This window comes from Streptomyces sp. LE64 (assembly GCF_052606915.1).
Genome location: NZ_CP199708.1, coordinates 5,734,627 through 5,757,004, shown reverse-complemented (window position 1 = coordinate 5,757,004; position 22,378 = coordinate 5,734,627). Strand labels below are relative to the sequence as shown.

General features: G+C 75.7%; 21 protein-coding genes. 8 read left to right on the top strand and 13 right to left on the bottom strand.

The window, feature by feature from the left end:
* The first annotated feature begins 4 nt into the window (after nt 1–4).
* Together ACSMX9_RS25720 and ACSMX9_RS25715 are read left to right on the top strand one after the other, a co-directional pair.
* Nucleotides 5–778 carry an MBL fold metallo-hydrolase gene (locus ACSMX9_RS25720; protein ID WP_366113522.1) on the top strand — a complete coding sequence of 258 codons (774 nt, stop codon included), beginning with the start codon at nt 5–7 and terminating at the stop codon, nt 776–778.
* Complete coding sequence (locus tag ACSMX9_RS25715; RefSeq protein ID WP_351246048.1) at nt 775–1,407, top strand: DedA family protein; 633 nt, start codon at nt 775–777, stop codon at nt 1,405–1,407. Before ACSMX9_RS25720 ends, ACSMX9_RS25715 begins: the two co-directional genes overlap by 4 nt.
* Nucleotides 1,408–1,421: 14 nt before the next feature.
* Here ACSMX9_RS25715 and ACSMX9_RS25710 read toward each other — a convergent pair whose 3' ends face one another.
* Together ACSMX9_RS25710 and ACSMX9_RS25705 are read right to left on the bottom strand one after the other, a co-directional pair.
* Nucleotides 1,422–2,534 carry an MBL fold metallo-hydrolase gene (locus ACSMX9_RS25710; RefSeq protein WP_445397393.1) on the bottom strand — a complete coding sequence of 371 codons (1,113 nt, stop codon included), beginning with the start codon at nt 2,532–2,534 and terminating at the stop codon, nt 1,422–1,424.
* A complete protein-coding gene (locus tag ACSMX9_RS25705) occupies nt 2,531–3,817 on the bottom strand; it encodes an aminotransferase class I/II-fold pyridoxal phosphate-dependent enzyme (protein ID WP_445397391.1) in 1,287 nt (428 codons plus the stop codon). The genes ACSMX9_RS25710 and ACSMX9_RS25705 overlap by 4 nt, the downstream gene beginning before the upstream one ends.
* A 244-nt stretch (nt 3,818–4,061) precedes the next feature.
* Here ACSMX9_RS25705 and ACSMX9_RS25700 point away from each other — a divergent pair, with 244 nt between their 5' ends.
* Nucleotides 4,062–5,273, top strand: coding sequence for a serine hydrolase domain-containing protein (locus ACSMX9_RS25700; protein WP_445397389.1), 1,212 nt, complete (start codon nt 4,062–4,064; stop codon nt 5,271–5,273).
* 11 nt (nt 5,274–5,284) lie between these two features.
* On the opposite strand, the gene ACSMX9_RS25695 is transcribed toward ACSMX9_RS25700, so the two are convergent.
* The gene (locus ACSMX9_RS25695) at nt 5,285–5,524 is read right to left on the bottom strand and encodes a DUF6158 family protein (protein ID WP_351246056.1); all 240 of its coding nucleotides are present in this window, start codon (nt 5,522–5,524) and stop codon (nt 5,285–5,287) included.
* Nucleotides 5,525–5,617: 93 nt separating this feature from the next.
* A complete protein-coding gene (locus ACSMX9_RS25690; RefSeq protein WP_445397387.1) occupies nt 5,618–7,237 on the bottom strand; it encodes an ABC-F family ATP-binding cassette domain-containing protein in 1,620 nt (539 codons plus the stop codon).
* Between the two features lie 91 nt (nt 7,238–7,328).
* On the opposite strand from ACSMX9_RS25690, the gene ACSMX9_RS25685 reads away from it, so the two are divergent.
* Complete coding sequence (locus ACSMX9_RS25685) at nt 7,329–8,903, top strand: bifunctional phosphatase PAP2/diacylglycerol kinase family protein (protein WP_445397385.1); 1,575 nt, start codon at nt 7,329–7,331, stop codon at nt 8,901–8,903.
* Nucleotides 8,904–9,108: 205 nt separating this feature from the next.
* Nucleotides 9,109–9,918 carry a methyltransferase domain-containing protein gene (locus ACSMX9_RS25680; RefSeq protein ID WP_445397383.1) on the top strand — a complete coding sequence of 270 codons (810 nt, stop codon included), beginning with the start codon at nt 9,109–9,111 and terminating at the stop codon, nt 9,916–9,918.
* 22 nt (nt 9,919–9,940) lie between these two features.
* On the opposite strand, the gene ACSMX9_RS25675 is transcribed toward ACSMX9_RS25680, so the two are convergent.
* Complete coding sequence (locus ACSMX9_RS25675) at nt 9,941–10,639, bottom strand: GvpL/GvpF family gas vesicle protein (protein WP_445397381.1); 699 nt, start codon at nt 10,637–10,639, stop codon at nt 9,941–9,943.
* Between the two features lie 163 nt (nt 10,640–10,802).
* On the opposite strand from ACSMX9_RS25675, the gene ACSMX9_RS25670 reads away from it, so the two are divergent.
* Nucleotides 10,803–11,171, top strand: coding sequence for a VOC family protein (locus ACSMX9_RS25670; protein ID WP_445397379.1), 369 nt, complete (start codon nt 10,803–10,805; stop codon nt 11,169–11,171).
* 30 nt (nt 11,172–11,201) lie between these two features.
* On the opposite strand, the gene ACSMX9_RS25665 is transcribed toward ACSMX9_RS25670, so the two are convergent.
* The 7 genes from ACSMX9_RS25665 to ACSMX9_RS25635 all read right to left on the bottom strand — a co-directional run bounded on the left by ACSMX9_RS25665 (nt 11,202) and on the right by ACSMX9_RS25635 (nt 18,749).
* Nucleotides 11,202–11,447 carry a DUF1049 domain-containing protein gene (locus ACSMX9_RS25665; protein ID WP_445397377.1) on the bottom strand — a complete coding sequence of 82 codons (246 nt, stop codon included), beginning with the start codon at nt 11,445–11,447 and terminating at the stop codon, nt 11,202–11,204.
* A 114-nt stretch (nt 11,448–11,561) separates the two neighbouring features.
* A complete protein-coding gene (locus ACSMX9_RS25660; protein WP_445397375.1) occupies nt 11,562–12,509 on the bottom strand; it encodes a S66 peptidase family protein in 948 nt (315 codons plus the stop codon).
* On the bottom strand, nt 12,506–13,888 hold the full coding sequence (locus ACSMX9_RS25655) for a M20/M25/M40 family metallo-hydrolase (protein WP_445397373.1): 1,383 nt from the start codon (nt 13,886–13,888) through the stop codon (nt 12,506–12,508). Before ACSMX9_RS25655 ends, ACSMX9_RS25660 begins: the two co-directional genes overlap by 4 nt.
* Nucleotides 13,881–14,714: a M55 family metallopeptidase gene (locus ACSMX9_RS25650; RefSeq protein WP_445397371.1), complete on the bottom strand. Its 834-nt coding sequence runs from the start codon at nt 14,712–14,714 to the stop codon at nt 13,881–13,883. The genes ACSMX9_RS25655 and ACSMX9_RS25650 overlap by 8 nt, the downstream gene beginning before the upstream one ends.
* A gap of 118 nt (nt 14,715–14,832) precedes the next feature.
* Nucleotides 14,833–15,555 carry a class I SAM-dependent methyltransferase gene (locus ACSMX9_RS25645; RefSeq protein WP_445397369.1) on the bottom strand — a complete coding sequence of 241 codons (723 nt, stop codon included), beginning with the start codon at nt 15,553–15,555 and terminating at the stop codon, nt 14,833–14,835.
* Between the two features lie 56 nt (nt 15,556–15,611).
* Nucleotides 15,612–18,143 carry a SpoIIE family protein phosphatase gene (locus ACSMX9_RS25640; RefSeq protein ID WP_445397367.1) on the bottom strand — a complete coding sequence of 844 codons (2,532 nt, stop codon included), beginning with the start codon at nt 18,141–18,143 and terminating at the stop codon, nt 15,612–15,614.
* Nucleotides 18,144–18,305: 162 nt separating this feature from the next.
* Entirely contained in the window at nt 18,306–18,749 is a 444-nt protein-coding gene (locus ACSMX9_RS25635; RefSeq protein WP_351246080.1) for an SRPBCC family protein, read from the bottom strand.
* Between the two features lie 207 nt (nt 18,750–18,956).
* On the opposite strand from ACSMX9_RS25635, the gene ACSMX9_RS25630 reads away from it, so the two are divergent.
* Entirely contained in the window at nt 18,957–20,000 is a 1,044-nt protein-coding gene (locus ACSMX9_RS25630) for an Rv2578c family radical SAM protein (protein ID WP_445397365.1), read from the top strand.
* 138 nt (nt 20,001–20,138) lie between these two features.
* Nucleotides 20,139–21,704, top strand: a complete 1,566-nt coding sequence (locus ACSMX9_RS25625) for an alpha/beta hydrolase (protein WP_445397364.1) — start codon at nt 20,139–20,141, stop codon at nt 21,702–21,704.
* Nucleotides 21,705–21,720: 16 nt separating this feature from the next.
* Here ACSMX9_RS25625 and ACSMX9_RS25620 read toward each other — a convergent pair whose 3' ends face one another.
* Entirely contained in the window at nt 21,721–22,287 is a 567-nt protein-coding gene (locus ACSMX9_RS25620) for an adenylosuccinate lyase (RefSeq protein WP_445397362.1), read from the bottom strand.
* Nucleotides 22,288–22,378: the final 91 nt, after the last annotated feature.

Sequence of the window (22,378 nt, the reverse complement as noted above, 5' to 3'; positions counted from 1 at the left end):
ACCGGTGCCGGTGGAGATCACCTGGTGGGGGCACGCCACCTGCACGGTGGAGGATTCGGGGACCCGCGTGCTCACCGACCCGCTGTTCGCGCGGCGGCTGGCCCACCTGCGGCGCCGCCGGGGCGCCGTGCCGCCGGGGCGCGCGCGGGCGGCCGATCTGGTCCTCGTCTCGCATCTGCACGCCGATCACCTGCACGTGCCCTCGCTGGCGGCGCTCCCCTCGGGCACCCGGGTCGTGGTGCCGCGCGGCGCCCTGCGGGCGGTGCCCGCGCTGCGCCGGCTCACCGGGGCGCGGATCACCGAGGTCGCGCCGGGCGAGGAGCTCGCGCACGGGGACCTGTCGGTGCGTGCGGTCTCCGCGGCGCACGACGGACGGCGGCTGCCGGTGGGTCCGCGGCGCTCGCCCGCCCTGGGCTTCGTGGTGAGCGGCCAGGCACGAACGTACTTCGCGGGGGACACCGGACTGTTCGAGGGCATGGCGGCCGAGGTGGGGCCGGTGGACGTGGCGCTGCTGCCGGTCGGCGGCTGGGGCCCGTTCCTGGGCCACGGGCACCTGGACGCGGGCCGGGCGGCGGAGGCGGCGGCCCGGCTGGCCCCGCGCAGCGCGGTGCCGGTGCACTACGGCACCTACTGGCCGATCGGGATGGACGGGGTGCGCCCGCACGAGTTCCACTCCCCCGGTGACGAGTTCGTGCGGTCGGTCGCGGCACGGGCGCCGGGCGTGGCGGTGCACCTGTTGGGGCACGGCGAGAGCGTGCGGCCGGAGGTCGGCCGGTGAACTGGTTGGCCGCCTCGGCGGTGCCGCACGAGTCCACCCAGCAGGCACTCGGATATCCGTCGCTGTTCCTGCTGGTGCTGATCGGGGCGTTGGTGCCGGTGGTGCCGACGGGCGCGTTGGTGAGTTCGGCGGCGGTGGTCGCGTTCCACCAGACCGCGCCGTTCGCCCTGCTCCTGGTGTTCGTGGTGGCCTCGTTGGCGGCGCTCGTCGGGGACGTGACCCTGTACTGGTTGGGGCAGCGGGGGCTCCGGTCGCGGGGCGGCTCGCGCTGGCTCGGGGCGATCCGGGCGCACGCCCCCGCGGACCGGTTGGCCCGGGCCCAGCAGGGGCTCCAGGACCACGGGGTGGCGGTGCTGGTGCTGTCCCGGCTGGTGCCGGCCGGGCGGATTCCGGTGATGCTGGCCTGTCTGCTGGCCGAGTGGCCGGTGCACCGGTTCGCCCGGGGCGCCGTGCCGGCCGCCCTGGCCTGGGCGGTGACCTACCAGTTGATCGGCATCCTCGGCGGGGCGTTGTTCGCGGAGCCCTGGGAGGGCGTCGCCACCGCGGTGGGTCTGACGCTGCTGCTGAGCGCGGTGCCGGCGGTGTGGCGGCGGCTGCGCGGCCACCGGGCCCCCGGGGCGTCCGGCTGACGGGCGGCGGACGGTCAGGCGGGGGCGGGCAGCAGCCGTGAGCCGCCGACCGGCAGGTCCCACAGGTCCGCGCGGTCGAGTCCGGCGGTCCGCCAGGCGGCCCGGACCCGGTGGAGGGGCTCCAGCACGGGTTCGGCGGAGAGCAGGAAGGTGCCCCAGTGCATGGGGGCCATGCGACGGGCGCCGAGGTCCCGCACGGCCCGGACGGCCTCCTCCGGGTCGCAGTGCACGTCCCTCAGCCACCAGCGCGGGGCGTAGGCGCCGATCGGCAGCAGGGCCAGGTCGATGCCGGGGTAGCGGCGGCCGATCCGGTCGAACCAGTGGCCGTACCCGGTGTCGCCGGCGAAGTACAGCCGCTGCCCGTGGGCGTCGGTGAGCACCCAGCCGCCCCACAGGCTGCGGCAGGTGTCGAGCAGGGTGCGCTTGGACCAGTGGTGGGCGGGGACGAAGTCGATGCGGACGCCGCCCAGGGTGGTGCCCTGCCACCAGTCGAGTTCGGTGATCTGTTCGAAGCGGCGCCGGTGGAACCAGCGGCCGAGGCCGGCCGGGACGAGGACGGGGGTGTCCCGGGGCAGCCGGCGCAGGGTGGGGGCGTCCAGGTGGTCGTAGTGGTTGTGGCTGATGAGGACCGCGTCCACGGGCGGGAGCGCTTCCCAGGCCACGCCGACCGGGGTGACCCGGGCGGGGGTGCCCAGGATGCGACGGGACCACACGGGGTCGGTGAGGACGGTCAGCCCGCCGATCCGCACCACCCAACTCGCGTGCCCCGCCCAGGTGACGGCGAGGGTGCGGGCGTCGACGCGGGGCAGCGGCCCCGGGGCGAACGGCAGTCGGGGTACGTCCCGCAGCCCGTCCGGGCGGGGCCGCAGGGCGCCCTCGCGGGCCAGCCGGGCGAGGGCGCCGGGCCCGGGCAGCGGCGAGGTGAGCCGATCGGCGAAGGACTTCGGCCACAGCCGGCGGGGCGCGGACGCGGGGAGGTCTGCCGGGGGCCGGGGTGCGGCCGGAGGCGGCGCCGTCGTGGTCCCGCCCGGCGGGGCGGCACCGGCCCGGTGGGCGCCGGGCGGAGCCGGGGGGCCGCCCGGGCCGGGGGTCGCCGTGCGCGGGGGCTCGGAGCGGTGACGGGTCATCGGGGGCGCTCCCTTCGCTGGGCGTCGGCGCGGCGGGCATCGGCGCGCAGGCCGTCCAGGACGGCCGCGAACATCGTCACCGCGTCCCGTACGGCGGGCACGTCCAGCGGGTCCGCGGCGGTGAGCGAGGCGGTCCGCTCGGGGGCGGTGGCGCCCAGGAACGCCGCCGTGTCCAAGCGGACCCGGAGCGCGGCGGGGTCGTCGCCGAAGCGGTGGCCGCCGGGGACCGGGAAGCCCAGCAGCCCGGTGAGGTGGTCCTCCAGCTCCTGGGCGTCGCCGACGCCGCGGGCGGCGAGCGCCTCCCCCAGCGGACCGAGGTCCGCGTACAGCTGCCGTCCGCCGCACGGCGGCAGCGCGAGGGCGCCGGCGGTGCGGAGCACCCCGTGCAGGGCGGCGGCCAGTCGGCCGTGCACCCGGGCGGCGTCGACGGCCTGGGCGACCACCTCCTCGGGTTCGGCGAGGGCGTGCGCTCCGGCCGCGGCCACCGGGGCGGCGAGGACGGCACCGGTGCCGGCGAGGACGTCCAGCACCTCGTCGTGGAGCACGGCTCCCCGGTCGGTGGCCGGGAACCGGGCCACGGCCACCGGCCAGCCGCCGGGCAGCAGTGCTCCGGCCAGGTCGGTAAGCACGGTCACCTCCGCGGGCAGCATTCCGGCCGGTCCGGCCAGCACCGGGGCCCGGCCGGCGGGGACGGGGTGGACGGTGTCCCGCCAGGTCTCGTCGCTGACGACGTGCAGGCCCGCCTCGGTGGCGGCCGCCACCGCCTGGTGGAGCAGTTCGGGCGGGGCCGCGGTGCCGGTGGGGTCGTCCACCACGGCCAGGACCAGCAGCCGGGGGTCACCGCCCTCGTCCCGGATCCGCCGCACCGTCTCCCACAGCGCGTACGGGTCGGGCACCCCGCCGCACTCGGCGGGGGTCGCCACCGGGTGCGCGGTCCGGCCCAGCAACGGGGCCTGGGGCAGCCACCAGGCCGGGCAGGGCCGCGGCAGGAGCAGGTCCCCGCCGAGGGCGGCGGCGAGGGCGAGCAGCAGCGGGGCGCCCCCCGGGGCGGCGACGACCTGTTCCCGGGCGGTGGCCAGGCCCCGCCGCGCCCAGTAGCCGCAGGCGGCGGCCCGCAGGGCGGGGCCGCCGCCGAGCGGTTCGGCGCCGGGCGCGGCCCCGGCCAGGGCCCGGCCGGTCCCGGGCGGCTCGGGGCGTCCGGTGCCGGGCCGGGGCGGGGCGTGGCGGAGCGCGCCGTGTCCGGTGGGCGAGCCGGCGCCGACCGCCTCGTCCGTCCACCGCATGGGCACCTCCGCCGTGGGTCGGGCACCCGGCCGGTGCCCGGCGCTCTGGTACTCAGGGTTCCGTCGTTGGGGGGCGTCCGCGACCGGACGGGGGCCGAGGGGTGCGGGGCGGCGGTCCGCGGGCGGGCGGCCAGGCAACCGGGGACGGGGTCAACGACCCTTCACCACGCGGGAGTCAACCCCGTGGCACCGGTCGGAGTCATCTTCGACGACCGGGACGGGCCCGGGACCGAAGGAGCGGGGAATGACGACGAGACGTGCGGCGCGGGCGGCTGCGGTGGGCATCGCGGCGGCGGTCGTGGCGAGCGTGTGCACGGTTCCGGCAGCGGCGCAGGGGGCGGGGGGAGGTGTCGCGGAGCGCGGGGCGACCCAACGCGCCTTCGAGCGGGTGGTGGCGAACGGGGCGTACGGCGTCACCGGCCAGGCACGGAAGGGGCACGGGGTGTGGAAGGGCGCCGCCGGCGTCGGCGACGTGCGGACGGGAGCCCCTCACGGCAAGAACGACCGGTTCCGGATCGCCAGCATCACCAAGACGTTCGTGGCGACGGTGCTGCTCCAGCAGGAGGCCGAGGGCAAGCTGGACCTCGACGACACGGTGGAGCGGTGGCTCCCGGGGCTGGTGCGCGGCAACGGGCACGACGGACGGAACATCACCGTCCGTCAGCTCCTCAACCACACCAGCGGGGTGTTCGACTACCTCAGCGACGAGGACTACATGCGGGACTACATGTTCGCGCCGAACTACCTGAAGAACCGTTTCCTGGACCGCGCCCCCGAGGTGGCCGTGGCGGTGGCGATGCGGCACGCGCCCACCGGCCCGCCCGGTGCCCGCCAAAGCTACTCGAACACCAACTACGTGCTGGCCGCACTGGTCATGGAGAAGGCGGGCGGCCGTTCCTACGAGCGGGAGGTGCGGGAGCGGATCATCAAGCCCCTGAAGCTGCGCGGCACCGTGATGCCGGGCAACACCCTGGGGCTGCCGCGGCCCAGCAGCCGCTCGTACTCGGTCCTGTCGCCGGACCCGAACGCGACGAAGGTCTACGACGTGACCCTCCAGAACGGCAGCCAGTCGTGGGCGGAAGGCGACATGATCTCCAGTGCCGGGGACCTGAACCGGTTCCTCGGGGCGCTGCTCGGCGGTGAGCTGTTGCCCGCCCGGCAGTTGGAGGCGATGAAGACGCTGGTGCCGGACGAGTCGGACCCGGGGACCGGGTACGGGCTGGGCCTGGAGAAGATGCGGACGGCCTGCGGCACGGTCTGGGGCCACACCGGGGGCTGGATGGGGTCGGTCACCGTGGCGATGGCCACCGAGGACGGGAAGCACTCCCTGGCCTACAACCTCAACAGCGACTGGACCTCGAAGGGGCTGGAGGCCCCCTTGAACGCCGAGTTCTGCGGCACCGAGCCGGAGGGCGCCGGTCCGGCCGGGGGCCGGGACGGGGTTCCGAGGCGGTAGGGCGCGCGGGGTCAGCCGGGGCCGGCCAGGGGGGTGCGCTCGCGTGCCCCCTCCCGGGTCCGGCCGGAGGCCACCGGTCGGCGCGGGTGGCGGCGCAGGTACTCGCCCTCCAGTTCGGCCATCCTGGCGTTGTGCATCCGCAGCGCGTCGTTGGAGCCGTGCAGCAGGGTGTCGTGGCGGGTGCGGTGGATGGTCTCCAGTTCCCGCATGAGCTGCTGGTCGTCCAGCCGCGCGGGTTCGACTCCGGTCATGGTGCACCACCCCGCTCGGATCGTGTGCGTCCTCCTCCCACTCTCCCCGCTGGACGCCCGCCCCGCCTGTCGGGCGGGGCGGGCGTGCTCGGGTCAGCGGGCGCGGGTGACCCGGCGTTCGTCCCAGACGGGTTCCGGGGTCTCGCGGACCCGCCCGTCGCTGCCGAACACCAGGAACCGGTCGAAGCCGCGCGCGAACCAGCGGTCGTGGGTGACCGCGAGCACCGTGCCGTCGAAGGCCTCCAAGCCCTCCTGGAGGGCGTCCGCCGACTCCAGGTCGAGGTTGTCTGTGGGCTCGTCGAGGAGCAGCGCGGTGGCCCCGGCCAGCTCCAGCAGCAGGATCTGGAAGCGGGCCTGCTGCCCGCCCGAGAGCCGGTCGAAGGACTGTTCGGCCTGGGCGGTCAGCTCGTAGCGGCGCAGCAGGGACGAGGCCGCCCCGCGGTCCCGGGCGTGTTCGCGCCACAGGATGTCCAACAGGGTGCGTCCGGCCAGCTCGGGGTGGGCGTGGGTCTGGGCGAAGTGTCCCGGGACCACCCGGGCCCCCAGTTTCCACAGGCCCTGGTGGGCGACCTCCCCGCCGGCCAGCAGCCGGAGGAAGTGCGACTTGCCGGAGCCGTTGGAGCCGAGGACGGCGACCCGCTCGCCGTAGAAGACCTCCAGGTCGAACGGCTTCATCAGCCCGCTCAGCTCCAGGCCCTCGCAGGTGATCGCACGCACTCCGGTACGGCCGCCGCGCAGCCGCATCCGGATGTCCTGCTCACGGGGCGGCTCGGGCGGCGGCCCGGCCTCCTCGAACTTGCGCAGCCGGGTCTGGGCCGCCTTGTAGCGGGAGGCCAGCTCGTGGCTGATCTCGGCGGCCTGGCGCAGGTTGAGCACCAGCTTCTTCAGCTGGGCGTGCTTCTCGTCCCAGCGGCGCCGCAGTTCCTCGAACCGGGCGAAGCGCTCCTTGCGGGCCTCGTGGAAGGTGGCGAAGCCGGCGCCGTGCACCCAGGCGTCGGCCCCGGCGGGCCCGGGCTCCACGCTGACGATGCGGTCGGCGGCGCGGGCGAGCAGTTCCCGGTCGTGGGAGACGAACAGGACCGTCTTCCGGGTCTCCCGCAGTTGCTCCTCCAGCCAGCGCTTGCCGGGCACGTCGAGGTAGTTGTCGGGCTCGTCCAGCAGCAGCACCTCGTCGGTGCCGCGCAGCAGGGCCTCCAGGACCAGTCGCTTCTGTTCGCCGCCGCTGAGGGTGCGCACCTCGCGCCACTGGGCACGTTCGTAGGGGACGCCGAGCGCCGCCACCGTGCACACGTCCCAGAGCGTCTCGGCCTCGTAGCCGCGCACCTCGGCCCAGTCGGCGAGGGCCTGGGCGTACTGGAGCTGGGCGGCCTCGTCGTCGACGGTCATGATCGCGTGCTCCGCACGGTCCACCGCTCGGGCGGCGGCCCGGATGCGGGGCTCGGCGACCGACACCAGCAGGTCACGGACGGTGGTCTCGTCGCGCACGGAGCCGATGAACTGGCGCATCACCCCGAGGCCGCCGTTCACCGTGACGGTGCCGCCGTGCGGTTTCAGCTCGCCGGAGATCAGCCGCAGCAGCGTGGTCTTGCCGGCCCCGTTGGGTCCGACCAGTGCCACGGCCGCCCCCTCGCCGACCCGGAACGAGACGTCGCCGAGCAGCGGTCTGCCGTCCGGGAGGTCGTAGGCGAGGTGCGCGGCTTCGAGGTGTCCCATGGGGTCGCATTCTCCGGGGCGGGCGGCGGGGGACCAAATGCTTTTCGCCACGTTCCGGGATCGGCGGGGCCGGAGCGGGTAGACGAGCCCCATGCGTCCTGACCAGGTTGATCACGAAGGGTTCGGGTTCCGCCCGGTCCCACTGGGGGTGCGCCGCGCCGGTCGCGCGGCGTACGAGCGGCTGCGGAGGGCGACGGGCGAGCCCCCGGTGCCGCCCTCGTTCAAGGACCGACTGGCGACGGTGGACACCCGGTTGTTCGAGTCGGTCGCCGACCACCACTGGCCGTACGGCGACCGGGTGCTGCCCCGGCTGAGCCGCAGCGCCAACCACGGGTTGCTGTGGGGTGCGGTCGCGGCGGGCCTGGTGCTGACCCGCTCGCGGCGGGCCCGCCGGGGCGCGGTGCGGGGGATGGCCTCGCTGGCGGTGGCCTCGGCGACGATCAACACCCTGGGCAAGCGTTCGGTGCGCCGGGCCCGGCCGGTGCTGGACGCCGTGCCGGTGGTGCGGCGGCTGAAGCGGCAGCCGATCACGACCTCGTTCCCCTCGGGGCACGCGGCCTCGGCTGCCGCGTTCGCGGCAGGGGTGGCCCTGGAGTCCCGGGGGTGGGGTGCGGTGGTGGCGCCGATCGCCTTCTCGGTGGCCTTCTCCCGGGTCTACACGGGGGTGCACTACCCGGCGGACGTGCTGGCGGGGGCAGCCCTCGGGGTGGGGGCGGCCTTCGCGGTGCGGGGCCTGGTGCCGACCCGCGACCAGTTGCCGTCGCCGGGGCGCCCGCTGGTGGACACGCCCGCGCTGCCCGGCGGGCGGGGGCTGGTGATGGTCGTCAACGCCGGCGCGGGCACCCCGGACCGGGTGCGGGCCTTGCGCGAGGCGCTGCCGTTGATGGAGGTCGTGGAGACCACGGGCCCCGATCTGGCGCGGGAGTTGGAGGCGGCGGCGCAGCGCGCGGTGGCGCTGGGGGCGTGCGGCGGGGACGGGACGGTGAACACGGCGGCGGCCACCGCGCTGCGGCACGGTCTGCCGCTGGCGGTGCTGCCGGGCGGCACGCTCAACCACTTCACCTACGACCTGGGGGTCGAGGACCCGCAGGACCTGGTGCGGGCGGTGGAGCGCGGGGAGGCGGTGGCGGTGGACGTGGGGCGCTTCCGCTCGGGACCGGAGGGGACGTCGGGGATCTTCCTCAACACGTTCAGCCTGGGGGTGTACCCGGAGTTGGTGCACGAGCGGGAACGGTGGTCGGGGCGGATCGGCGGGCGGCTGGCGGACGTGGTGGCGGCCGTGCACGTGCGCCGGCGGAGCCGGCCGCTGCGGGCGGTGGTGGACGGCCGGCGACGGGCGCTGTGGCTGTTGTTCGCGGGGAACTGCACCTACGGCCGGATGGGGCTGACCGCGGGGCGGCGGGTGGACCTGGCGGACGGGTTGCTGGACGTGCGGGCGGTGCACGGCGGGCGCTGGCCGGGCGTGCGCCTGCTCGGGGCGGCCCTGGCGGGGCCGCTGTCCCGGTCGCCGTTCCACGCAGCGGTGCGCCGGCTGCGGGTGCGGGTGGAGGGGATCGCCCCGGGGACCCGGCTGGCGTTCGACGGGGAGATCGGGCCGTGCGGTCCGGTGCTGCGGGTCGACAAGCTGCACGAGGCGCTGACGGTGTACCGACCGCTCACCCTGTAACCTGACGTCTCACCATTCAAGACGTCCTGTCTCAGGATGCGATCGGGGGCGTACGGTCGGAGGGACGGTCCGGGGTGCCGTGGAGCGGCGGTCCGGACCGTCCCGAGCCGCGCCGCGACCCGCGTCGGGCGGGCCCGGGCCGTGGTCGACGCGGGAGGGCCGGGACCGCCGTCCGGGCCGGGGGACACCGGGACAGGGGAACACGATGTCGAAGGACACCGCCGTCTACACGCACGGCCACCACGAGTCCGTGCTGCGTTCGCACACCTGGCGCACCGCCGCCAACTCCGCCGGCTACCTCATCGGTTCGCTGACCCCGGGCCTGACGGTCCTGGACGTCGGCTGCGGCCCCGGGACCATCACCGCCGACCTGGCCGCCCTGGTACCGGAGGGACACGTCACGGGGGTGGACCGGGCCCCCGGGATCGTGGCCCGGGCCCGGGCCACGGCCGCCGAACGCGGCCTGACCAACACGGACTTCGTCGTCGCCGACGTCCAGGACCTCGACTTCCCGGACGACTCCTTCGACGTCGTCCACGCCCACCAGGTGCTCCAGCACGTCGGCGACCCCGTCCGGGCCCTGGCCGAGATGCGACGGGTGACCCGACCGGGCGGTCTGGTGGCCGTGCGGGACGCCGACTACGCCGCCATGGTCTGGCACCCGCGGGTGCCCGGCCTGGACGACTGGCTGGACCTGTACGAGCGGGTGGCCCGGGCCGGCGGCGGCGAACCGGACGCCGGACGGCGGCTCAGGTCCTGGGCGTTGGCGGCCGGATTCACCGAGGTCACCGCGACCGCCGACACCTGGTGCTTCGCCACCGAGGAGGAACGGGCCTGGTGGGGCGGGCTCTGGGCGGACCGCACGGTGGCCTCCTCCTACGCCGACCGGGCCCTGGCCGGCGGCCACGCCGACCGGGCCGGACTCCAGCGGGTGGCCGAGGCGTGGCGGCAGTGGAGCGCGGCACCCGACGGCTGGTTCGCCGTGCTGCACGGCGAACTGCTCTGCCGGGCGTGACCGCCCCCCACCGTCCGGCGGGTCAGTCGCCGCCGTACGGAGCGGGCGTGAAGGAACGGGGCGCCCACGGTCCCGACAGCGAGGCCGTCGGTGCGGGGCGCCCCGCACCGTACCGGTCGACGGTCTCCACGAACTCCTCGCTGAGGGTGCGGGGCACCAGATAGGCGGCGCGCAGCAACACCGGGCCCTGCGACGGGGGCGGCGCGCCGTGCCGGTCCGGCGGATCGAGGCGCCACTCGTCGGCCAGCGCGGTCAACCGCTCGTGCACCTCCCGCACCGCACCCTCCGGTGCGCCGCCGGGGGGCGGCCGGTCGTCCGCCGCACCGGGTTCCCCGGTCACCGTCACCGTCCACTCGACCCGCCCCGCGAGCCGGTCCAGGGTGCGGGCCAGCCGGTCCCCGTCCGCGGCCAGCAGCACCCGGACGGCGCTGTCGTCCGGGAACACCGCCCCGGGGCGCACCGGCAGCGGGGTGGTGACCGTCGCGAGCGCGGAGAGCACCGCCTCGTGGGCGCGGACGACGCCCGCGTACCACTGCGGGTCGGCCAGGTGGGCACGGAGCGACTCGCCGGCGAAGGCCCGGGCGGGCACGGCACTGACGACCGCGACGAGGGAGCCGTGCCGCACCTCCCGGGCCGGCGCCCCGGCGACGCCCCGCAGTTCGGCTTGGAGCGGTGCGCTCCAAGGACGGCACACGGCGTACAGGTATCGCGGATCGGTCATGGTGCCACCCTTCCCCGCGGCGGGCCCGGGACGACATCTTCGAGCCGGCGGCGCGCGGGGCCCGGGCGAGGACCAACCGATCGGGGTACTGCCCGGGGCCGGCCGGAACGCCCTTCGGAGGAACCGATCACCTGCCGCGCGGTGGCCAACTAGGCTCGCCCGCATGGAGATCCTGGGAACCACACTGCGCATCTGCGTCACCGACCTGACGTCCTCGGTGTCGTTCTACGAGCGGTTGACCGGCCGTCCGGCACAACGCTTCGAACGCGGCGGGGTGTCGGTGGCCGCGGTCGGCTGCTTCCTGTTGATGAGCGGTCCGGCCGAGGAGTTGGACCTGTTGCGCCGGGTGGCCGCGACCATCGCCGTGCGGGACGTGCACGAGACGGCAGCGGTGCTCGGCGCGTCCGGGGCGAAGGTCCTGGCGGGGCCCGTGGACACCCCCGCCGGGCGCAACCTGATCGCGCTGCACCCGGACGGTTCGGTGTTCGAGTACGCGGACCGGGGGGCGGGCGGGGGTCAGGACGCCGGGTAGGCCCCCGGCGGGCGCCGACGCCGGCAGCGGTCAGCGGCGGCCGCGGCGGCGCAGGAAGTACGCCCCGCAGAGCGCCCCGATGATCCACATGGCCAGCAGGGCCAGCCAGAGCGGCATGGTGACCTCGGGGATCAGCAGCCTGATCTCGGTGTCCTGGGTGTTCTCGAAGATGAAGATCAGGGCCAGGATCGCGAGCACGATGACGACGATCCGGCCGGGCGTGGCCAGTTCGCCGACCGTGCTCCGGGACTTGGTCGTGGTCGTTCTGGAGCTCATGGTGCCCACCCTTCGCCGTGTCCGGGCCTCCCCACCAGCATGGGCAGCCACCGGCCGCTCCGCACGGCGAACCGGAGGGCCGGCGACACCGGGCGAGCGGGTGGACGCGGACGGTCAGCCCAGGGCGGGGGCGCCGAGGGTCAGGGTGCCCGCGTCGGCGTCGAGGACGGCCGGCGCGCCGAGCGGCAGGGTGCGGGCCCCCGGGGCGTGGCCGAAGCCGCACTCCTCCAGCACCGGCACCCGCAGCGGGCCGAGCCGGTCGGCGAACACGGCACGGACCGCCTCCGCGGGGCCGCAGTCGCGCCAGGAGCCGAGCAGGACTCCGGCGACCCCGTCCAGCCAGCCGGCGCGCAGCAGTTGGGTCAGGTAGCGGTCCAGCCGGTAGGGCTCCTCCCCCACGTCCTCCAGGCACAACAGCCCGCCGCGGGCCCCGGGGCGGGCGTGGGGGGAGCCGAGGTCGGCGGCGAGCACCGAGAGGCAGCCGCCGAGGGTGGTGCCCTCGGCCCGGCCGGGGAACAGCGCGCGCCCCGTGGCGGGGGTGCGCACCTCCTGCGGGGCGAACAGGGTGGTCCGCAGGTGCTCGCGGGCGCGGTCCCCGGCCCCGGTGGGGGCGAGGAAGTCGGCGGTGGCCGGCATCGGTGCGTGCAGGGTGGCGAACCCGGCCCGGACGGCGAGGGCCTCGTGCAGGGCGGTGACGTCGCTGAATCCGACGAAGACCTTGGGGCCGGCGGCGCGCACCGCTGCCCAGTCGAGGAGGTCGACGATGCGGGCGGCGCCGTAGCCGCCGCGGGCGCACACCACCGCGGCGACGGAGGGGTCGCACCAGGCGCGTTGGAGGTCGGCCGCCCGGGCGTCGTCGGAGGCCGCGAGGTGGCCCAGGTGCGGGTGCCCGTCGAGGACGTGAGGGGTGGCGAAGGCGTCGAGGCCCCAGCCGCGCAGCACCGTGAGGCCGGCGGTGAGCTGGTCGGCCGGTACCGGACCGCTGGGGGCGACGACGGCGACCCGGTCGCCGGGGCGCAGCCGGGCGGCACGGGCCGGCGGGGCCGGGGGCGGGGGCGTCACGCGGTGCGCAGGAAGCGGTCGAGCACCCGGACCCCGAAGTGCAGGGCGTCCACCGGGACCCGTTCGTCCACGCCGTGGAACATCGCCCCGTAGTCGTACCCCGCGGGCAGCCGGAGCGGGGTGAAGCCGTAGCCGGTGATCCCGAGGCGGGAGAAGTGCTTGGCGTCGGTGCCGCCGGACATCATGAACGGGACGACGCGGGCGGTGGGCGCGAACTCCTCCAGCGCGGCGCGCATCCGGGCGTAGGTGGGGGTGTCCACGGGGGACTGGAGGGGAATCTCGTGGTGGAGGAACTCCCATTCGACGTCGGGTCCGGTGAGTTCGTCGAGGGTGGCGCGGAACTCCTCCTCGGTGCCCGGCAGACAGCGGCCGTCGATCAGGGCGGTCGCCTCGCCGGGGATGACGTTGACCTTGTAGCCGGCCTTGAGCACGGTCGGGGTGGTGCTGTTGCGGACGACCGGGGCGGCCAGTGCGGCGGCCGGGCCGAGGGCGGCGAGGTGGGCGTCGACGTCGAAGTCGGGTGCGTGCGGGTCGGCGTCGAGCCCGTACAGGGAGCCGAGGGCGGCGAGCGAGGCGCGCACGGTCGGGGTGAGCCGGACGGGCCAGGCGTGGGCGCCGATGCGGGTGACGGCGGCGGCGAGCCGGGTGACCGCATTGGCGTGGTTGATCTTCGAGCCGTGACCGGCCCGGCCGCGGGCGGTCAGCCGTACCCAGGCGGTGCCGCGTTCGCCGGCGGCGATCGGGTAGATCTGGGTGCCCCGCCCGTCGTGGAAGGTGTAGGCGCCGCACTCGCTGACGCCCTCGGTGCAGCCCTCGAAGAGCGCGGCGTGCCGGTCGGCGAGGAAGGCGGCCCCGTCCGCGGCGTTGGCCTCCTCGTCGGCGGTGAACGCGATCACCACGTCACGGCGGGGGCGTACCCCGGCGCGGGCCCAGAAGCGCACCAGCGCGAGGACCATCGCGTCCATGTCCTTCATGTCGACGGCGCCCCGGCCCCAGACCACCCCGTCGCGGACCTCCCCGGAGAACGGCGGCACGGACCACCGGGCGGGCTCGGCGGGGACCACGTCCAGATGGCCGTGGAGCAGCAGGGCGGGGGCGGTGGGGTCGGTGCCGGGGTAGCGGGCGACGACGTTGGTGCGGCCCGGAACCCGCTCCAGGAGGACGGGTTCCAGCCCGGCCCCGGCCAACCGGGCCGCCGCGTACTCGGCCGCGGGGCGCTCCCGGCAGGTGCCGTCGCCCCGGTTGGTGGTGTCGATGCGGATGAGGTCGGAGGTGAAGCGCACGACCTCGTCGAGGGCCCGCTCGTCGACCCCGGTGGCCTCCCCGGACGCGGCGGCGGCCCCGTCGGCGCCGGGGTGGCCGGGGCTCAGCTCAGCCATAGCTCTCCTCCACCGCTGCCGAGACGATCGTGGTGACCGCCTTGAACGTCCGAATGCCCTCGTACATGGTGTCGCTGGTGTAGACGACCCGGCGCTCCCCGCTACGGCGCACGCCCGGGACGACGGTGGCCGCGTGGCCGAGGTGCTCCGCGTCGAACTCCATCTCCACCGTGAACGGCCCGTCCCCGGCGGGGGCGTGGCGTCGTGCCAGGGCCACCGCCTCGGTGGCCGCCGAGCGGATCGCGGCGGCGGTGCGGGTGGGGGTGCGGCAGACCGCGGCGTACCGCGAGACGTGGTCCTTGACGGCCACCTTGAGCGCGCCCGGTGCGTAGCCGAGGGCGTCCTCGCAGGTCAGGTCGTCGCCGGTGACGAGGATGACGGGCACTCCGAATTCGGCGACCACCCGGGCGTTGAGCAGGCCCTCGCTGGCGCGTTCGCCGTTGAGCCAGACGCCGGTGAGGGAGTTGGCGAGGTAGGTGTGGGCGAGGACGCCCTCCATCCCGGCCCCGGTGTGGTAGCCGAGGAAGGCGATGCCGTCGATGTCGCCGTGCTGCACGCCCTCGACCATGGAGAGCGACTTGTGGCGGCCGGTGAGCAGTTCGACCCGGTCGTCGAGGCGTTCCAGCAGCAGGTTGCGCATGGTCCAGTGGGCTTCGTTGACCAGGACGGCGTCGGCGCCCCCGGTGAAGAAGCCCTGGACGGCCGCGTTGACGTCGGAGGTGAACAGGGTGCGGCAGCGTTCCCACTGCGGGGTGCCGGGCAGTACGTCGGCCGGCCAGGTGACTCCGGTCGCGCCCTCCATGTCGGCGCTGATGAGGATCTTCACACCGGGGCTCCCCTCTTCCTCCGGTCACGGTACGCGCCGCCCGGGGGCGGGGCCAGGAACCCCGGAGCGGGTTCACCGGTCCGGACCCCTGCCGCGCGCCGGGGCACCGGCCGGTCGTTCAGCGCTCCCGGGCCGTGACCAGCAGCCAGCGGGAGGGGAGCACGATCGGGCCGGCCTCGGTGGTCTCGGTGGTGGTGAGGGGGAGGTCGCCGCGGGCGAGGATGCCGAGCCCGGCGGCGCGCACGTGCACGGGCACCGAGGCGTCCGGCACCTCGCCGGGCGCGATCCCGTGGGCCAGGACCGGGGCGAGCTTGGCCGGCGGGCCGGTCGGGGCGGCGGCGAGGCCGCGCAGCAGGGCGCCGGCGGCTTCGGCGGGCTCCACCAGGAAGCCGCGGCCGCGGGCGCCCAGCAGGGTGGCGATCCCGTCCACGAGCGGTTGGCGCTCCTCGGGCGGGCACTGGTGCAGGACCCCGCGCATGTACACGTGGGCGTCGCCGAGTTCGTCGTGCAGTTGCTCGGCCGTGGCGGGGTCCGCCATGTCGGCGGTGCGGAAGTCGACGGTGCCGGCGGGGTCGGCGCGTCGGGCGTGCGCCACCGCCGCGGGCGCCAGGTCGGTGCCGACGACCCGGGGGAAGCGCCGGGCGAGGTAGCGGGTCTGGGTGCCGTTGCCGCAGCCGATGTCCACCAGTGGCAGTCCGCCGATGAAGTGGGATTCGAACAGGGTCAGGTGGACGGCCACGGTGGTGGCGGGGTCGGCGTCCCAGAACACTCCGCCCGCCTCGCCGGGCGCCTCGCTCCAGAACCCCTGCCAGGCCGTTTCGTGCGCCCGTCCCTCGTCCATGCGGTGCCCCGTCCGCCGGCGCGTTCGAGCCGCTCCCGAACGTCGGTACGAACGGTCTACCCAGCGGGAGACATCGGCAAGGGTCGCCGCCCGGGCCGGGCCCGGACGTGCGGCAACGGGAGTTCGCACCACACGGTCTTGCCGGTGGCGGTCCGCCCACTGCCCCACTGCCGGGCGAGTGCGCTGACCACCCGCAGTCCACGTCCGGCCTCGTCCCGGGAGCCCGCACTGAGCAGCGTCGGCAGGTGGTGGTCCCCGTCCGTGACCTCGCACAGCACGCCGTCCGCGCCCCGGACCAGGCGCACCGCCACCTCGCCGCCGCCGGCGTGCCGCACCGCGTTGGCGACCAGCTCGCCGACCAGCAGTCGGGCGGTGTCGACGAGCGGGGCCAACCCCCAGTCCGTGAGCCGGTCGGCCACGAAGGCCCGGGCTCCGGGGACCCGCGCCGGGTCGGCGGGCAGCAGGTGGTGGGCCACGTCCCCGGCGTCGATGCCGTTCAGCCGGGCCATCAACAGCGCCACGTCGTCCTTGCGGCCGCCCCGGCGGGCCAACGCCCGGATGATGGTGTCGCAGGCGGCGTCCATCGAGGCCGCGGGGTGGGCCGCCGACTCGCAGAGCGTGGCCAGGCCCACCCCGATGTCCTCGTCGCGGGCCTCCACCAGTCCGTCGGTGCACATCACCAGGCGGTCGCCGGGGGACACCGGCACCCGCACCGTCTCGAAGGGCACTCCGCCGACCCCGATCGGGGCGCCGGTCGGCAGGTCGAGGAGCTCGCTGCGCCCGTCCCCGGCCCGGACCACCACGGGCGGGACGTGGCCCGCGTTGGCGATCTCCAGCCGGCCCCGCACCGGGTCGTACACCGCGTACAGACAGGTGGCGAGGTAGTGCTCGCCCAGTCGCTGGGCGAGGTCGTCCAGATGGCGCAGCAGTTGCGCGGGCGGCAGGTCGAGGGCGGCCATCGTCTGGACGGAGGTCCTCAACTGGCCCATCATCGCGGCGGAGTTCAGGCCGTGCCCCATCACGTCGCCGACGACCAGGGCGGTGCGGGAGCCCGGCAGCTTCACCGCGTCGAACCAGTCGCCGCCGATCCGCCCGAGCAGGGTGCCCGGGAGGTAGCGGGTCGCGAGGTCGCAGCCCGGCATCCGGGGCGCGATGTGCGGCAGCATGCTGTCCTGGAGGGTCTCCGCCACGTTCTCCTGGTGGGTGTACATCCGGGCGTTGTCCAGGACGAGCCCGGCGCGGGCGGCGAGTTCGGCGCCGGTGACCCGGTCCATGTCGTTGAAGACCGGCCGCTCCCGGTGGCGCAGCAGGATCATGAAGCCGAGCACGACGTTGCGGGCCTTGAGCGGAACGACCAGCATCGAGCGGTGGGTGATGAGGGGGCGGATGTCGCGCTTCTCGAACTGCGCGGCGATGGCGTTGCCCATCTCCTCGCTGATCCGCGGGACGAGGACGGGGTCTCCGGTGGTCATGCACTGGAAGAACGGGGTGTGCACCGGGAAGGGCATCGACTCGCCCACCGGCACCACGTCGTCCCAGCGGCCGGGTTCGTCGGTGTGCTCCACGGCGACCCGGTGCCACAGGGTGCGCGCGTCGGGCGGCCCCTGGGGGAAGCCCTCGCCCGCCACCACCTGTTCCCGCAGGTAGGTGCCGGCGACGTCGGTGAACCGGGGCACCACCGCACGGCTCACCTCCAGGATGGTCCGCGCCAGGTCGAGCGAGGACCCGATCCGGCCGCTCACCTCGTTGAGGAACTCCAGGCGCTCCCGCACGGCCGCGTACTCCAGGTCGACCGCCTCCTCGTCCGGGGCCGCGGTACCGTCCGGGGCGGGTGGTGCGGCGGCGCGGGCCCGGCGCTCCCGGCGCTCGGCACGACGGGTCACTCCCCAGTCCGGGGTGACGGGGACGCGGTCGTACTGGCTGAACTCCATCACCGGATAGCCGAGTTCGAGGACCTGTTCGGCGATGGCGGCGCTCTCGGCGACGCTCATGCTGGGCAGGATCTCGGGCAGCCGTCGGGCGAGGTCCTCGGCGTCGGGGAACTCGGTGTGCCGGGCGAAGCGGGGCGCCACGCTTCGCGTACCGTCCGGGGCGTCGAGCTCCTCGGCGTCGCCGCTCCGGTCGATCTCGGTGGCGAGGACGAGCAGTCGCGCCGCTGCCGGTCCGACCAGCGGATAGGCCCACCACAGGACCTCGGTGCGGTGGCCGGTCGGGGCGTCTGCCGCCGCGGACCGGGGGTGCGGCACCCGGACGCGGCGCGCCGTGTGCGCCCCGGCCGGGGCTGCGGGGAGCCGGGCGCGCCCGGCGACGGCGTACCCGGTGCCCTCGTCCAGGGTCCGGGCCAGGTCGGGGCCGTCGTCCTCGGCCGGCAACCCCTCCGGGGTGTCGGGGAGCACCCCGGCGACGGGCAGCAGATCCGTGACGGGGCGCCCCACGGCGGTGTCCCGGGCGGGTCCGAAGAGCCGCCGGGCACCCGTGCTCCAGTGGGTGACCAGGCCCGCGCCGTCCACGACGACCACCGCGAGCGGGACCCGGCCGGCCGGGCCTCCGGCGCCCCCGGGGCGTACGGGTCCCGTGCCGTGCTCCATGGCCGAGGCTCCTTCCGGGGCGTGCCACCAGTCTGGTCCGGTGACCACGGTACGTCCGGCGCGCGTCGCGGTGTGCGACAACGGCAGAACTCGCGCCGCCCCGCGCCGCCTTCCACGCCCCCGCACGCCCCCGGGCGGCCCGCACCGCCCGGGGAGGGAGCGCTACTTCTCCATCTCGACGGCGAGCCGGGCGAGGAGGGCGTCGTAGATCCGCCCGAGGCCCTTGGGGGCGAAGGTCCGCTCGAAGAAGCCGCCGATGCCGGTGGCGCCCTGCCAGCGGGAGGTGACGACGACCCGGGCCCGGCCCTCCCCCGCCGGGGTCACGATCCAGGTGGTGACCATGGAGGAGTTGCGGTCCTTCTCGACCAGTTCCCCGTCCTTGGGCTCGGTGACCTCCAACAGGCAGTCCCGCACCCGCTTGCTGGTGGCCTGGAGCCGCCAGTGGACGAGGGTGCCCTCGCCGTCGCCGCCCTCGCGGACCTCGTACTCGCTGAACTGCTCCGGCAGCAGCTTCGCGCGCACGTCGCTGTAGTCAGCAAGTGCGTCGAAGACGTCGTCGGGGTTCGCCGCGATGATCCGCTCCGTGGTGGCCTCGACCTGCGCCATTGCACTTCCTCCAAGGCTCGTTTTCCCAAAGGTCCACGGAAAGCCAACCACCCCGGCGGTCACGCCCCCAAATCGGGGTCGTGGTTCGGGTCGCCCGGGGCGGCGGACCGGGCCGTCGACCGCCCTCGAACGACCGCCCGCATCCCCGTTCGACACAAAAACGAACATCTGTTCTAGTCTGTACGGGTGAGCTGACGAGGAGGCGCCATGCGCTGGGAGAACCTGACCGACGACACCGCACCCCGCGCGGGCGGCACCCCGGGACTGTTCGACGCGAACGCGGTGACCACCCGCACCTTCGACACCCCCGAGTTCCGCGGGATCACCTTCCACGAGGTCCGGGCGCGCTCCCTGCTGAACCGGGTGCCCGGGGCGTCCCGGATGCCGTTCGAATGGACCGTGAACCCGTACCGCGGCTGCACCCACGCCTGTGTGTACTGCTTCGCCCGCAAGTCGCACGGCTACCTCGACCTGGACTCCGGGGTCGACTTCGACACCCAGATCGTGGTCAAGGTCAACGCGCCCGAGGTGCTGCGCCGCGAACTGGCCTCACCCCGCTGGTCGGGGGAGCACGTCGCCATGGGCACCAACGTCGACTGCTACCAGCGGGCCGAGGGGCGGTACCGGCTCATGCCGGGCATCCTCGCGGCGCTGCGCGACCGCGCCAACCCGTTCTCGGTGCTGACCAAGGGCACCCTGATCCTGCGGGACCTCGACCTGCTGCGTCAGGCCGCCGAGGTCACCGAGGTCGGCGTCTCCTTCTCCGTGGGCTTCACGGACCCGACGCTGTGGCGCACGATCGAACCGGGCACGCCGGACCCGCGGCGCCGCCTCGACGCGATCGCCACCCTCCGGGAGCACGGCATCCGGTGCGGGGTGCTGATGGCCCCGGTGGTGCCCTTCCTCAGCGACTCCCCCGAACAGCTGCGGGAGACCGTCCGCGCCGTCGCCGCCTCGGGAGCCGGCTCGGTCACCCCGCTGGTGCTGCACCTGCGCCCGGGCGCTCGGGAGTGGTTCACGGCCTGGCTGGCCCGCACCCACCCGCGGCTGGTGCCGCGCTACGAGCGGCTGTACGCCCACGGGGCGTACGCGCCGACCTGGTACCAGCGCCGGATCACCCGACAGGTCCACGAACTCGCCGCGGAGTACGGGATCGGCCCGCGCACCGACCACCGACGCCCGGCGGCGCGGAACACGGACCGCTCCCCCACCTCCGAACCGCCCGGAGCCACCCAACTGACCCTGCTGTGACCCGTGCCGCCCCTCACCCGTTCGGGGCGACGAGCGGCAACACCCGGGCGACCGGGGCCGATCCCCCAGCGCGGTCCGGAAGCATGCGCGGGGGGTCCGTGGGTCCACGGCCCCGCACCCTCCGCCCCGGAAGGCCCCGTGAAGAAACGCACCGCCGCGCTCTGCGGCCTGGCCGCGGCACTGCTCCCCGCCCTCGCCCTCCCCCCGCAGGCCGGCGCCGCCCCCGCACCGGCACCCACCGCCCTGGAGTGGTCGGACTGCGGCACCGCACGCCACCCCGCCCTCCAGTGCGCCTCCCTCGACGTCCCGCTGGACCACGACCGCCCGGACGGCCGGCACATCACCCTGGCCCTGTCCCGGGTCCCGCACACCGCACGCACCCACCGGGGGCCCCTCCTGGTCAACCCCGGCGGTCCCGGCGGCAGCGGACTGTCCCTCGCCGGGGTGGTGGCGGACGGCCTCCCGAAGGAGGTGGCGGCCCGGTACGACGTCATCGGCTTCGACCCGCGGGGCGTGGGCCGGAGCGAGCCCGCCCTCGACTGCCTCCCGGGCCACTTCGACCCGCTGCGCCCGCCCAGCGTGCCCGGCACCGCCGCCGACGAACGGGCCAACGTCGAACGGGCCCGGGCCTTCGCCCGGGCCTGCGGCGAGAGGCACGGGGACGTCCTCCCCCACCTCGACACCGTCAGCACGGTGCGGGACCTGGAGGCGATCCGCACCGCACTGGGCGCTCCGCGGATCAGCTACCTGGGCTACTCGTACGGCACCTACCTCGGCGCGGTCTACGGCACCCGCTACCCGCACCGGGTGCAGCGGATGGCGCTGGACTCGGTCGTCCACCCCGAGCAGGTCTGGTACCGGGCGAACCTCCGGCAGAACACCGCGCTCAACGCCCGCCACCGGGCGTTCCTGGCCTGGGTGGCCCGGCACGACGCCGTCTACCGGCTCGGCACCGATCCCGAACGGGTGGCGCGGGCGTGGTACGCGATGCGCGAGGCGCTCACCCGCGCCCCGGCGCACGGCGAGGTGGGCGGTGCGGAGGTGGAGGACACCTTCCTGCCCGGCGGCTACTTCGACGGCTACTGGCCCCACCTGGCCGAGGCGTTCGCCGCCTACGCCCACGGCGGCGACACCGGCCCGCTGGTCGCCGCCTACGAGCGGTTCGGCGCCCAGGACGCGGCCGGGGACAACGGCTACAGCGTGTACACCGCCGTGCAGTGCCGGGACTCCTGGTGGCCCCGCGACTGGGACGACTGGCGCGCCGACCAGCGCCGGCTGCACCCCACGGCACCGTTCTCCACCTGGAACAACGCCTGGTACAACGCGCCCTGCGCACACTGGCCGGTCCCCCCGTCGGTCCGCCCGCGCGTCGGCACCGACGAGCTGCCGCCGGTGCTGCTGTTCCAGGCGACCGGGGACGGCGCCACGCCCTTCGCCGGCGCGCTCGCCCTGCGCCGGGCGCTCGGGGGCTCCCGCCTGGTGGTGGAGGAGGGCGGCGGGAACCACGGGGTGACCCTGAGCGGCAACGACTGCCTCGACCGTCACCTCGCCGCCTACCTGGACACCGGTCGGGTGCCGCGGGGGCGGGCCCCGGGTGCGGACGCCGTCTGCGCCCCCGGGCCCGCACCCGCACCGCGTCCCGGGCGCGGTGCCGCGACGGGCCGGGGCGCGGCCCTGCACGGGGCGTTGGGCTTCGGCCGCTGAGCGGGGCGGGGCGGGCTCAGCCCAACCGGGCCAGCGCCCGCTCGGCGCTCGGCGCCAGGGCCGCGCGGGTCCTGGCCTCCCGGAGCACCGGGCGGGCGCGGGCGTCCCCCAGCTCCCCCAGCCCGTCGACGCACGCCAGGGCCACCGCCCGGTGCGGGTCCCGCGGGGCCAGCCGGCGTTCCAGCACGGTGATCAGCGCGGGCACCGATTCGGGCGCGCGCAGGACGGTGAGCAGACGCACCGGGTGCAGCGCGTACCCGACCCTGAGTTCATTGGTGGCGAGCGCCGCCGCGGCGCGGGCGGTCCGCGGGTCGGCCAGCCGGGCCAGCGCCGCGGCGGCGCCGGCGCACCGCCGGGGATCGCGGTGGTTCAGGAGGAGCACCAGGGGCTCGAAGGCGCGCCGGTCCCCCGTGGCGCCGAGCCGCAGGGCGGCCAACTCCCTTGCCCACAACGGCTGCCCGGTCGTCACCAGGGCCTCCGCCAGCACCTCGGGGTCGCTCGTCGCGGCCAGCCGCCGGTAGGAGGCGCCACCGCCGGACTCCTCGCGCAGTCGCTCCATGAGCACGCGCCGCTCCTCGTCCACGATCCGACCCTACCGCTGCGGAACGTCACCCCGGGGACACCCGGGGACACGGCGGTCCGGCCGGGCGGGGGCGGGGGGCGTGCGCCGTCGC

What these genes read in the sequence shown, in the direction of transcription:
- ACSMX9_RS25635 (WP_351246080.1), bottom strand. Translation starts at nt 18,749, where the DNA reads ATGGCGCAGGTCGAGGCCACCACGGAGCGGATCATCGCGGCGAACCCC.
- ACSMX9_RS25690 (WP_445397387.1), bottom strand. Translation starts at nt 7,237, where the DNA reads ATGGGACACCTCGAAGCCGCGCACCTCGCCTACGACCTCCCGGACGGC.
- ACSMX9_RS25645 (WP_445397369.1), bottom strand. Translation starts at nt 15,555, where the DNA reads ATGGACGAGGGACGGGCGCACGAAACGGCCTGGCAGGGGTTCTGGAGC.
- ACSMX9_RS25705 (WP_445397391.1), bottom strand. Translation starts at nt 3,817, where the DNA reads ATGCGGTGGACGGACGAGGCGGTCGGCGCCGGCTCGCCCACCGGACAC.
- ACSMX9_RS25630 (WP_445397365.1), top strand. Translation starts at nt 18,957, where the DNA reads ATGCGCTGGGAGAACCTGACCGACGACACCGCACCCCGCGCGGGCGGC.
- ACSMX9_RS25700 (WP_445397389.1), top strand. Translation starts at nt 4,062, where the DNA reads ATGACGACGAGACGTGCGGCGCGGGCGGCTGCGGTGGGCATCGCGGCG.
- ACSMX9_RS25680 (WP_445397383.1), top strand. Translation starts at nt 9,109, where the DNA reads ATGTCGAAGGACACCGCCGTCTACACGCACGGCCACCACGAGTCCGTG.
- ACSMX9_RS25670 (WP_445397379.1), top strand. Translation starts at nt 10,803, where the DNA reads ATGGAGATCCTGGGAACCACACTGCGCATCTGCGTCACCGACCTGACG.
- ACSMX9_RS25710 (WP_445397393.1), bottom strand. Translation starts at nt 2,534, where the DNA reads ATGACCCGTCACCGCTCCGAGCCCCCGCGCACGGCGACCCCCGGCCCG.
- ACSMX9_RS25685 (WP_445397385.1), top strand. Translation starts at nt 7,329, where the DNA reads ATGCGTCCTGACCAGGTTGATCACGAAGGGTTCGGGTTCCGCCCGGTC.
- ACSMX9_RS25665 (WP_445397377.1), bottom strand. Translation starts at nt 11,447, where the DNA reads ATGAGCTCCAGAACGACCACGACCAAGTCCCGGAGCACGGTCGGCGAA.
- ACSMX9_RS25640 (WP_445397367.1), bottom strand. Translation starts at nt 18,143, where the DNA reads ATGGAGCACGGCACGGGACCCGTACGCCCCGGGGGCGCCGGAGGCCCG.
- ACSMX9_RS25675 (WP_445397381.1), bottom strand. Translation starts at nt 10,639, where the DNA reads ATGACCGATCCGCGATACCTGTACGCCGTGTGCCGTCCTTGGAGCGCA.
- ACSMX9_RS25695 (WP_351246056.1), bottom strand. Translation starts at nt 5,524, where the DNA reads ATGACCGGAGTCGAACCCGCGCGGCTGGACGACCAGCAGCTCATGCGG.
- ACSMX9_RS25655 (WP_445397373.1), bottom strand. Translation starts at nt 13,888, where the DNA reads ATGGCTGAGCTGAGCCCCGGCCACCCCGGCGCCGACGGGGCCGCCGCC.